General features: G+C 38.5%; 11 protein-coding genes and 2 pseudogenes. All 13 read left to right on the top strand.

The window, feature by feature from the left end:
* The first annotated feature begins 132 nt into the window (after positions 1–132).
* Positions 133–1,121: pseudogene (locus M0Q51_16380) on the top strand (IS630 family transposase).
* Between the two features lie 533 nt (positions 1,122–1,654).
* Entirely contained in the window at positions 1,655–2,260 is a 606-nt protein-coding gene (locus M0Q51_16375; protein ID MCK9401553.1) for a glycosyltransferase, read from the top strand.
* Entirely contained in the window at positions 2,257–3,375 is a 1,119-nt protein-coding gene (locus M0Q51_16370; GenBank protein ID MCK9401552.1) for an EpsG family protein, read from the top strand. The genes M0Q51_16375 and M0Q51_16370 overlap by 4 nt, the downstream gene beginning before the upstream one ends.
* A gap of 460 nt (positions 3,376–3,835) precedes the next feature.
* A complete protein-coding gene (locus M0Q51_16365; GenBank protein ID MCK9401551.1) occupies positions 3,836–4,450 on the top strand; it encodes a glycosyltransferase in 615 nt (204 codons plus the stop codon).
* Between the two features lie 261 nt (positions 4,451–4,711).
* Positions 4,712–4,984, top strand: a pseudogene (locus M0Q51_16360) (transposase).
* A gap of 39 nt (positions 4,985–5,023) precedes the next feature.
* Positions 5,024–5,845 (top strand): glycosyltransferase, encoded by an 822-nt coding sequence (locus M0Q51_16355; GenBank protein MCK9401550.1) that lies wholly within the window; start codon positions 5,024–5,026, stop codon positions 5,843–5,845.
* On the top strand, positions 5,842–6,894 hold the full coding sequence (locus M0Q51_16350; GenBank protein MCK9401549.1) for an NAD-dependent epimerase/dehydratase family protein: 1,053 nt from the start codon (positions 5,842–5,844) through the stop codon (positions 6,892–6,894). Before M0Q51_16355 ends, M0Q51_16350 begins: the two co-directional genes overlap by 4 nt.
* Positions 6,895–7,042: 148 nt before the next feature.
* Positions 7,043–7,417 carry a four helix bundle protein gene (locus M0Q51_16345; GenBank protein ID MCK9401548.1) on the top strand — a complete coding sequence of 125 codons (375 nt, stop codon included), beginning with the start codon at positions 7,043–7,045 and terminating at the stop codon, positions 7,415–7,417.
* Between the two features lie 96 nt (positions 7,418–7,513).
* On the top strand, positions 7,514–8,194 hold the full coding sequence (locus tag M0Q51_16340; protein MCK9401547.1) for a sugar transferase: 681 nt from the start codon (positions 7,514–7,516) through the stop codon (positions 8,192–8,194).
* Positions 8,195–8,249: 55 nt separating this feature from the next.
* Complete coding sequence (locus M0Q51_16335; GenBank protein MCK9401546.1) at positions 8,250–9,458, top strand: UDP-N-acetylglucosamine 4,6-dehydratase; 1,209 nt, start codon at positions 8,250–8,252, stop codon at positions 9,456–9,458.
* A 98-nt stretch (positions 9,459–9,556) separates the two neighbouring features.
* Positions 9,557–9,991 carry a hypothetical protein gene (locus tag M0Q51_16330; GenBank protein ID MCK9401545.1) on the top strand — a complete coding sequence of 145 codons (435 nt, stop codon included), beginning with the start codon at positions 9,557–9,559 and terminating at the stop codon, positions 9,989–9,991.
* A gap of 304 nt (positions 9,992–10,295) precedes the next feature.
* A complete protein-coding gene (locus tag M0Q51_16325) occupies positions 10,296–10,631 on the top strand; it encodes a helix-turn-helix transcriptional regulator (protein ID MCK9401544.1) in 336 nt (111 codons plus the stop codon).
* Positions 10,624–11,397, top strand: a 774-nt coding sequence (locus M0Q51_16320; GenBank protein MCK9401543.1) for a type II toxin-antitoxin system HipA family toxin, incomplete at its 3' end; no start/stop codon positions are given. The genes M0Q51_16325 and M0Q51_16320, both read left to right, overlap by 8 nt.

The following is an 11,397-nucleotide window of genomic DNA, read 5'->3' as shown; positions in this document are numbered from 1 at the left end:
GTTAATATCGAGAATAACTCTTCGAGTTATTTCCCGAAATTAACAGCAATATCAATACAAATAGAATTAATAAATTCAATTAAGAAAAGCAAAATCGTGGTCTAAAGAATGGGGAGTAGTAAACAAAGACAAACGAATGAGGAGATATGCAAGGTGTTAAAAATTGGAATGCGCACCATTGATCGGGTTAAGAAACGGTTCGTTGAAGAAGGATTTGAAGCATCATTAAAAATGGCTCCCACTTCACGTATATATGACAAACTGGTTGACGGAGATATGGAAGCCCACTTGATTGCCCTTGTCTGCGGTGAGCCGCCAAAAGGATTTGCCCGATGGTCTCTGCGACTGCTTGCTGGTCAGTTGGTTGAACTTCGGGTTACAGAGAGTATATCACACGAAACGATCCGTAGGACGTTAAAAAAAACGAACTTAAGCCTTGGCGAATCAAAGGGTGGGTAATCCCGGTAGAGAGAAGCGGGGAGTTTGTTGCTGCCATGGAACAGGTACTGGATGTGTATAAAAGACCGTATAATCCAGAGAGACCAGTTGTTTGCATGGATGAATCGCCAAAACAATTGATTGGTGAAACCCGTGTTCCTATTCCAATGGGCAAGGGGCATGATCGAATGTGTGATTATGAATATGAACGATTTGTAGTTTGCAATATCTTTATGGTTAATGAACCGTTAGCAGGGTTTCGAAAGGTGAAAATCACTCAAAAGAAGTGCAAAGTCGACTGGGCAGAGTTCATCAAAGAAATAGCAGATCAGCTTTATCCGAAAGCTGATAAAATAACACTGGTTATGGATAACCTTGCAACTCATACGGCAGGTGCATTGTATGAGAGATTTGAACCGGCTGAAGCCAAAAGGATATTGGACTGTTATGAATTTGTTTACACACCAAAGCATGGTAGCTGGTTGAATATGGCAGAAATAGAGTTAAATGTAGTAAATAGCCAGTGTTTAGGGCGTCGCATAAACACAATTGAAAAAGTAGCAGATGAAGTCGAAGCTTGGGAAACAGCCAGGAACGGATTTAAACAGAAGATTAACTGGCAGTTTACCATGAAGGATGCACGAATTAAGCTAAAAAGACTTTATCCGTCATATGATCATTGACATGACACTAGCATTAATGATTTTATATTATCAACCTTAAGAAAGCTATTGAAACCTTAAAAAATATGTTATTAAACAAACAGAAAACAATAATAAAACATGTTGTATTATACTTGGGGTTTAATAGCTTTTTTGAACACAAACGAGGTGTTGAAAATGTCATCGAGTTCCAATCAAAAGCTTTTGATTTCGACCGCATATATTATCTTCATTGGGGTTCAAACACAACAGCATATAAGAGTAATAAATTTGCTTGCATTTCAATAAAACATTGTTGGTATTGGCCGCTAATCTTAAACTTAGTTTTAATCAAATTAAGAAGAAAAAATAAATTTATTATTCATTCTCACAATCCGATGTTCTCGTTTTTTTCTATTTTTAAGACGGATATATTAACTATTCATGATGGTCTATACTATTTAAACAAAATCAAGAAACATAAATTTATTTTGCTAATTCGAAACATTGAATTGCTACTCTACTTCAGATGTTCTTTGATTCATTTCATTTCCAACTATACTAAAGAACAAACTTTGTTTGGCAATCGTAGGAATTTCGTAATTATCCCAAACACTTCTCATTTTGAACCACTTGTTCCTTTATGTGAATTACATCAAAATAAGCTAAATAGAAATTCAATTTTAATTATTCGAAGCATAGAAGAAAGGGCCAGGTTTGATTTATTATTGCAAGTTGCAGAACAATTACGTGAAAAAGATTATAAGTTCACAGTTGCAGGCAAGGGACCCCTATTGGAGCATTATCAAAAGGAAATCCAAAAAAGACAACTAAAAAATATTGAAATGCTCGGGTATGTCAGTGACGCGGAGCTTCTAAATTTATATTCAAATTGTGATATAGTGCTGATGATTGCCGAATATGGCGAAGGATTTGGATTACCTGTTATTGAAGGGTATCTTTTTAACAAACCAGTAATTGCATCAAACAAGTGTGCAGTACCCGAGGTAATAATTTCCGATGCTTACTTATTCGAAAACACAGTCGACAATATTATCAATTCTCTTAACAGTACAATAAATATTCACAATGAAAATTATCGTGAATATTATAATTCGAAATTTTCAAATTACATCGTTTTGGCCAAATTAAGAAATTTATATTTTAATAGTATTTCATGACGCTTTATATTTCTACTATACTTTTATTATTTATTTTTTCTATAATAGATGTTAACTATACTTTAGCATTTAATACCAGAAGATGGATGTCTATTATAGTTTATCTTCTTCTAGTTATACAGGTAGGCTTACGTTGGGAAACGGGAACCGATTGGTCTACATATTTACGCCATTTCGAATCGATTAATAATGCTACTCCAAATTCTCTTCTACATACTGAGGTTGAATACGGATATAACTTATTTGTATGGTTAGCAACGTTAATATTTTCAGATTATTCATACTTCCTTTTAATACACGCTATAATTTATTACTATCTAATATTTAAAAGTTTCCAGCGCTATTCTCCTTACTTGTACTTGTCGTTAATGTTGTTCTATACATTATCAATGGGAGTGATGGGTTCCAATAGACAGTTAATAGCATTAGCTATATGCATTTATGCATTAAGATACGTAATAGAAAAAAAAACAATTTATTTTTTTCTGTTTATTTTTTTAGCTGCAAGTTTTCACCTAAGTTCTTTTCTTTTTATCACTTATTACTTTATAAACTTTAAGATTAAACCATCTATGCTAATTTCTTTTCTGGGAATTTCGATTATCATATATATAATTGGGAATACGCAAATTTCCACTCAAGCATTTTCATATCTTGGTCATTTCATGGGAGATTTGGTAAGTGCAAAAACATCATTCTATTTAGATAATGCTAAAGATACTTTTTCTGGAGGAAAACCTACGATCATTGGCTTAATAAAAAGATTAATTTTATTTTCAATATTTTCTTACAATCGAAAAACATTAAGTGAGAAATTACCATACTACAATATAATGTTCAATGGGTATACCCTTGGAATATTGATTTATTTTATATTTGCAAATTCACTTTTAGTAATGATAAGTAGAGGTAGCTTATTTTTTAATATAATGGAACCCTTGCTTATTTCCTCACAAATATTAATATTTAAAAGAAAAGAAAATAAAGTTGCTATAATTTTTATACTACTAGTATTTTCTTTCTTTTTCTTTTTTCAATCAATATCTCCCTATCCAGATTTATTTTTACCTTATAAGGGTATTTTTATCAATTCTGATTTTCATAGAATTATGTAATTACAGTTGCCGAAGGGTATATAAATTTATTTATGATGTTAAAATGTTATTAGTCGATGCTCTATATCTTAATTCACCAGGTGGTTTAACCTTACTGAAATACCTTTATAAAGAACTCGCGCAACGTGGAATAACCTCATTTTTCTTATTGGATAAACGTACCGAAAATTATTTTTCCTATTTCTTAGAACCGAAAATAACTTTTCTTGAATCCACGTTAGTAAACCGGAAACAGTTTTATCTACAGCATAAAAATGATTTCTCCGGGGTTTTGTGTTTCAGCAATATCCCTCCTCCGATTCCTTTATCAATACCGTCATATACACTGTTTCATAATGTCCTCCTACTGCAGGACTGCCGGTACCTTCCTTTCAAATCGAGAATTCTTCTCTATCTTAAAAGACAATTTATTTTTTTCTTAAGAAATAATTCAAAAATATGGATTGTTCAAACAGTGTTTATGAAGGAGCTTCTGATGACAAAGCTGAGAATTCCGAGTACGAATGTGGAAGTACTTCCTTTTTTCTGTTTGTCGGAACAAATAAATCCTTTAATAAGTACCAAGAGCCCTAATTCGTTTATATTCCCGAGCACAGGCCTTAGCCATAAAAATCATTTTGTCCTCCTTAAAACATGGGAACTCCTCCACCAGGAAGGCCATAATTTTGAACTCCATTTGACAATTCCCGAAACGGATTATAAACTAATCAAGTTGATCTCTAATTTAAAAGCCAAAGGATTGAAAATCCTAAACCATGGTATCATCACCCAAAGAGAATTGTTAACGCTATATCGATCATCCGAATATTTAGTTTACCCCTCTTTAAACGAAAGTTTCGGTCTGCCATTGATAGAAGCTATTCAACAGAATTGCAAGGTCATTGCAGCCGATCTTCCCTATTCTAAAGAAACCATCATCCCGACTGCTAAATTCAACCCCTACCAACCTTCTTCTCTTAAAAACGCGATCCTTAAGGTTACCTCGCAAAAAGACAGCGAAAAAAAATCAGTGATCATTATTGAGAATAAAATTGAATATTTCATAGAGCTTATATTCAAACCTGTCAACCCATGAAACCCATCTTTCTGCCGAAAACCACGATGCTGCCCAGCACGCAACCATGATATATTCATTATTGGGTTCTTGCAAAATTAACGGGGTCGATTCCTGGCAGTGGCTTATTCATTTTCTCTCTGTTATTCCGGATTGGAAAGCTAATCGCCTCGAAGAACTTCTTCCGTCAAATTATTAAGGAAGAATAGAACCCATCAAAATCTCTAATCAAAATCTTTTCCTTAAAATGACACACGTAGCCGAGGAGTCAAGTTCGATCGATTTGAACCGGCAGAAGCAAAACGGATTTTGGATCGATTTGAGTTTGTATATACTCCGAAACATGGGAGCTGGCTGAATATGGCTGAGATTAAAATTATTGTATTGAATAATCAATGTTTAGGACGGAGAATAGACTCAATTTAACAAGTCCGGGATGAAGTTGGAGCCTGGGAGCAGGCTCCCAATGGGTTCAACAAGAATATTAACCGGCTGTTCGCAACGGAAAAGGCACACATCAAACTGAAAAGACTTTATCCGTCATATGAATGTTGACAGACGTCACAATAGGCTACCCGAAAAAAAAGTTTAATTTTGAGCACAGAAATGGGAAAAAATCTAAATATTTCAATAGTTCTTTTTAACTCCGAATTTGCCCTAATTGCCAATTTAGTAAAAGCCCTGAAAATAAACGCTTGTATAAATCAAATATATTTGGTAGATAATTCACCTTTAAGGAACAATGCATTCGAAATTTGTGATGCCAACTATATATTCACTGGAAAGAATCTCGGTTATGGAGCAGGTCACAATCTGGCTATTCAAAAATCGATAAATGATGGAGTAAGATATCACTTGGTATTAAATTCTGATATTTGTTTTGATACATCTGTTTTAAAAGCATTACTCCAAAAGATGGAGAAAAATCCTGATATTGGTTTGATTATGCCCAAAATTTTAAACATAGATGGAAGTGTACAATTCTTACCAAAACTATTGCCAACGCCGTTTAACCTTTTAATTCGAGTTATTAGACCATTAAAAAAAATATTTTATTTAAAAAATGAAGAATACACTTTAGAGAATTATCTCGAAGAAGAACTCAATGTCCCAATTATTTCGGGTTGTTTTAGTCTATTCAGAATTGAAGCATTAAAAAAAGTTGGATTATATGATGAAATATTTTTTATGTATTTTGAAGACTTTGATTTATCTCGAAGAATCCATTCCACGTATAAAACAATTTATTATCCAACTGTCAGTATAATTCATGCTCACGAAAGAGGTGCAGCCACGAGTTTCAGACTATTTAAAATATTTATAAAATCTGCAATTATTTACTTTAATAAATATGGATGGTTCTTTGATCGTGAAAGAAGAAAAATTAATAATAGCGTTTTAAATCAAATTAAATGACCATTCTTATTACCGGTGCATTTGGTTTTGTAGGAAACAACCTTTCAAAAGTTCTTAAAACACGGTTTAAACTCCGTATTATTGCCGTTGATATCAACGAACCTGCAAATCACCTGTTCGATGATTACTATTCGTGGAATGATTTGGAGAAAGTGGATTGGAGTACAGTCGATACTATCATTCATTTGGCCGGCAAAGCCCACGATACTAAAAATAGCACAGATGAACAATCCTATTTTAACATTAACGTAGGTCTTACCCAAAAAATATTTCAACATTTATTAAAATCATCCGCTTCCAAATTTATTTTTTTTAGTTCTGTAAAGGCGGTAGCAGATTCTGTAACCGGTGATCAGCTTACAGAAGAAGTATTGCCAAGCCCACAGACTCCTTACGGCAAATCTAAATTAGAGGCAGAAAAATATATTTTAAATGAATTGGAGAAGTGGAAAGAAGAACACGACGGCACGACAGCACGAGGGCACGATGGGGCGAGGGAGCGAGGGAGCGAGGGAGCGACGGCACGAGGGCACGATAGTGCGAAAGAACAAGAACACGTTGATAAAAAGGTATATATTTTAAGACCTTGTATGATCCATGGTCCTGGGAACAAAGGAAATCTCAATCTTCTATATAAACTACAGCAAAAAGGTATTCCATGGCCACTGGGAGCTTTTGAGAATAAAAGATCATTCTGCTCCATCGATAATATTTTGTTCGTAGTTCAACAGTTGATTGATAAAAATATTGAACCAGGCATCTACCAGGTTGCTGATGATGAAGCTTTATCAACCAATGAACTAATAAGATTAATGGCATTGTCACAAAATAAAAAAGCTAAGATCTGGAGTATTCCTGTAAAACCGATTAAAGCCATTGCCCGGGTGGGAGACTTCTTTCATCTCCCATTAAACAGTGAACGATTAAGAAAATTAACTGAATCATATCTTGTTTCCAATCAAAAGATTAAACATGCTATAGGTATAGATAAAATGCCTTTTACGGCCATTGACGGGATGCAAAAAACACTTGAATCATTTCGGAAATAGAAATACACGACTAGACGACTGCACGAGGGGACGACTGCACGACTGCACGACTGCACGAGGGGACGACTGCACGACTGCACGACTGCACGACTGCATGACGTTACGATGACACGACGACACGACGACACGACTTTAATAATCCTGAATTATGGATAAGATAAGATCTCATAAGGATTTAAAGGTATATCAGCTTGCTTATGAAGCAGCATTGGAAATACATGAAGTCACAAAATCCTTTCCTCGGGAAGAAAGGTATTCATTAACCGATCAGATCAGACGCAGTTCCAGGTCGGTTTGTGCAAATCTCGCAGAAGCATGGCGCAAACGCAGGTATCCGAAAAATTTCATATTGAAATTATCTGATTCAGAATCAGAATCTGGTGAAACTCAGGTATGGCTGGATCTATCTGAATCCTTCAGCTATATAGATCATAAAACCCATAATGATCTATACGATAAATACGAGCACATTATCGCCATGCTAATCAATATAAGCAACAAACCCGAAAAATGGACACTCTAATCGTGCAGTCGTGCAGTCGTCCAGTCGTGCAGTCGTGCAGTCGTGCAGTCGTGTCGTCGTCTAGTCGTCATCAAAAAACTATTCAAATAAAATAATATGTACAAGCATTTTTTGAAGCGCCTCATCGACTTTGTTCTGGCTTTGATTGCACTGACTGTTCTTTCCCCGTTATTAATTCCGGTTTGTATCGGATTGTTATTAACCGGCGAACATTATATCTTTTATTTCCAAAAACGAATCGGTTACAAAAACAGGGATTTTAATATCTGGAAATTCGCAACCATGCTTAAAGCAAGCCCTTCCTTGGGTACCGGGTTGCACACTACCAAAAAGGATCCGCGTATAATGCCAATGGGAGGATTCCTGAGGCATACAAAAATCAATGAGCTGCCTCAATTGATCAATATCCTGATAGGTGATATGAGTATTGTTGGTCCCAGACCTCTTGTAGATAAAACTTTTGTCTCCTATCCGGAGCATGTAAAGCTGATTATTAATAATGTAAAGCCAGGCCTTACCGGAATCGGTTCAGTTGTCTTCAGAGATGAAGAGCAACTATTGTCTGATACAATAATGCCATTGGACGAGTTCTATAGAAAACATATTTCGCCCTACAAAGGAGAGCTGGAACTTTGGTATCAAAATCACCTCTCCTTTTATACCGATTTTATGTTGATTTTCCTCACTGCCTGGGCTATATTTGCGCCTGAAAGCAATTTAGTTTTCAAGGTATTTAAAGATTTACCGGAGAGACCCGAAGAGAAGGGTAAAGGTTAAAGGATAAAGGAAAAGCCCCACTTTAACCTTACACTCCCCAATCCCCACACAAACCATGATCGACATAAACACCTTTATCCATCAACACATAACTAACCGCAGCGAAAGTTTCTTCAAACGCGACTTAGCGCAGCATCACGAAGCCCTTACCCGGGCCATTTCCGGTAAATCAGTCCTTGTTATCGGGGGAGCGGGAACAATAGGCTCATCGTATATCAGGGCGGTATTAAAGTACAAACCCTCGCGCCTGTATGTAGTCGATATCAGCGAGAACGGCCTTACCGAGCTTACACGAGACCTGCGAAGCACCTTAGGCGGATATGTGCCGGAGGATTATAAAACCTACCCCGTCAATTTTAATGATGACGTTTTTTACCGCCTGTTTGCCAACGAGGGTCCATTTGATATTGTGGCAAATTTCGCGGCGCATAAGCATGTACGCAGCGAAAAAGACCATTACAGCATAACGGCGCTGCTCGAAAACAACGTGATACGCGCCGAGAAATTCCTTGCATTCCTCAGGCAACACCCACCACAGCATTTCTTCTGCGTTTCCACCGACAAAGCTGCAAACCCCGTGAACATCATGGGCGCCAGCAAAAAGATCATGGAAGAAATGATTATGGCTTATGCCAATTATTTCCCGGTCACCACAGCCCGGTTTGCCAATGTAGCCTTCTCAAACGGAAGTCTGCTCGACGGATTCATTAACCGGATGATGAAACGCCAGCCCTTTTCCGTTCCTACCGATGTAAAGCGCTACTTTGTTTCGCCCGACGAATCAGGACAGATCTGCATGCTGGCATGTATGCTGGGAATGACAGGCGAAGTATTCTTTCCGAAACTCAACGAAAACCAACTCACCTCATTCAGAGATATCACTGAAGCCTTTGTTAAATCCATGGGCATGGAGGTAATACCGTTTGATACGGAGCAAGGTGCAAAAGAATATGCCGCTTACATGCCGCATGATACCAAATACTGGCCTGTTTATTATTTCAGTTCCGATACATCGGGCGAGAAAGCTTATGAAGAATTTTTTACCGAAGGCGAACTGCTTGATATGGAAACCTATCATGCCTTGGGTGTAATCAAAAACGCTCCCCGCCGTTCGCTGGACGAAATACATGCCATGATTAACAAGCTAAATGCAGTTCTGAATAGTCCTGAACTCTCCAAAGCAGCCATTGTGCAGGTGATGACTGAATTTTTACCAACTTTTCACCATATAGAGACGGGGAAGAATCTGGACCAAAAGATGTGACGACTGCACGACTGCACGACTGCACGAGGGAACGAAAAGAAGATAGCACGAGCGAACGCAACCATTTTTTTTGTATTTTCGCACTAAATTCATAAAATATGAAACCACTTGTATTTGTCAGTCTGTTATTCCTCTCCTTGCTTCGTCTCCCGGCATTGGCACAGGAGCAGCAGGTTGTAGTGCCCTATACGCTGGCCGACCGAGACCGCGCTATCCTTACCGAAGCCAAAATAAGTGCACTCGACGCCAGGATGGAGGTGAATTTTGAAAGCATTGATAAACAGTTCATGTACCAACAAAAGCAGATAGATGACATAAAAACACTTTTTTACTGGGGTTTTGGCATCTTAATTACCCTTTTCATTTTCATGCTCGGCTACATGATTTGGGATCGCCGTACCGCTATGAAACCAGCTTTAGAACAAGTATTGAAGGCCGAAGAAAATAGTCGAAACCTAACAACAATGCTTCGCGAGTACTCGAAAAAACACCCCGATCTGGCCGAAATACTGAGAACACACGGAATGTTATAACACTTCAACTCCTCCCCGCGGTCGTCAGTCGGCAGTCTTTCTTGCAGCCTGAATCCCGACAATTGGTCATTTTGAAATCGCTCCCTCGCCCCCTCGCCCCTTCGCTCCCTCGCCCCTTCGCCCACTCGCTCCATCGCTCCATCGCCTAGTCGCTCCCTCGCCCCATCGTGCCCTCGTGCAGTCGTGCATTCGTCCAGTCGTCCAGTTGTATCTAATCAAAAGCTTAAACATGCTATAGGGATAGAAAAAATGTCTATCTTTATATTGTTTAATATGTTATCTGTTATAAACGTAATAGCTAATAATGTCTAAAATAGTATCTGATAATGATTCTGTGCTGGATGCTTTTAACCCACATGCCATTGCAATGGGCTTAGCTTTCAGGATGAGGGAGAGGCGGCTTGAGCTTAACCTCACCCAGCAGACACTGGCCGGAAAGTCGGGTGTGAGCCTGGGTACCCTGAAACGCTTTGAAAACAGTTATGAAATATCCCTCAGGCATCTTTTAATGCTGGCAGTTGTATTGGATGCCACAGAGGAATTTTTATTGTTGTTCACGAAACGGCAATACGAAAGCATCGATGAAGTGATGAAAGCTTCAGTAGTGAAAAAGCGGCAAAGGGGGAAGCGGAATGTTTAAGCCGGTGCAGGTAGTTGAAGTTTACTTTGAAAGCAGCCGGGTGGGGAGGCTTGCCCTGGCGCCCGACCGGCATTGTCTATTTGAGTATGATCAGGCATGGATAAGTACTGGCTTTTCAATTTCGCCCTTTTACCTGCCCCTTAAGGGCGGGGTATTTACAGCCAGGGCTGAGCCTTTCGATGGATTGTTTGGAGTATTTAATGATAGTTTGCCTGATGGATGGGGCAGATTGCTGATCGACCGCTGGTTGATCAGCCAGGGAGTTAATCCTGCCGGGCTTTCGGTACTGGACCGGCTTTGCCTGGTGGGAAGCAATGGGATGGGAGCCCTGACCTTCCGTCCGGACTATAGCCTCGAAAGGGAAGAAACAATGCATCAGCTCGACTTTTACGCGGCCGAAGTTGAGAAAATACTCAATGATGATTATTCGGGTTCGCTGGATGAGCTGGTAAAAAAAGCCGGCACCTCGGGTGGGGCCAGGCCCAAGGTATTGGTGAATATTGATGGCCATGCCTGGCTGGTGAAATTCATGGCTTCGATTGATCCGGTAAATGTGGGTAAAACCGAATATGAATATTCCCTGCTGGCTAAAAAGTGTGGCATAGAAATGCCGGAAACCCGGTTGTTCGAAGGCCGGTATTTCGGTGCCCGGCGATTCGATCTGGAAGAAGATAAAAGGATACATGTGCATTCTGCATCAGGGTTATTGTATGCCAGTTACCGTTTACCTTCCTTAGATTATACCGGTCTCATGAAAGCCACGCTG

The sequence above is a fragment of the Bacteroidales bacterium genome (assembly GCA_023229505.1).
GTDB lineage: Bacteria > Bacteroidota > Bacteroidia > Bacteroidales > JAGOPY01 > JAGOPY01.
This window is presented reverse-complemented; position numbering and strand designations above follow the sequence as displayed.

Bases quoted from the DNA above. Each gene is read 5' to 3' on its own strand.
- M0Q51_16340 (MCK9401547.1), top strand. From the start codon at position 7,514: ATGTACAAGCATTTTTTGAAGCGCCTCATCGACTTTGTTCTGGCTTTG.
- M0Q51_16330 (MCK9401545.1), top strand. From the start codon at position 9,557: ATGAAACCACTTGTATTTGTCAGTCTGTTATTCCTCTCCTTGCTTCGT.
- M0Q51_16370 (MCK9401552.1), top strand. From the start codon at position 2,257: ATGACGCTTTATATTTCTACTATACTTTTATTATTTATTTTTTCTATA.
- M0Q51_16335 (MCK9401546.1), top strand. From the start codon at position 8,250: ATGATCGACATAAACACCTTTATCCATCAACACATAACTAACCGCAGC.
- M0Q51_16350 (MCK9401549.1), top strand. From the start codon at position 5,842: ATGACCATTCTTATTACCGGTGCATTTGGTTTTGTAGGAAACAACCTT.
- M0Q51_16365 (MCK9401551.1), top strand. From the start codon at position 3,836: ATGAAGGAGCTTCTGATGACAAAGCTGAGAATTCCGAGTACGAATGTG.
- M0Q51_16345 (MCK9401548.1), top strand. From the start codon at position 7,043: ATGGATAAGATAAGATCTCATAAGGATTTAAAGGTATATCAGCTTGCT.
- M0Q51_16325 (MCK9401544.1), top strand. From the start codon at position 10,296: ATGTCTAAAATAGTATCTGATAATGATTCTGTGCTGGATGCTTTTAAC.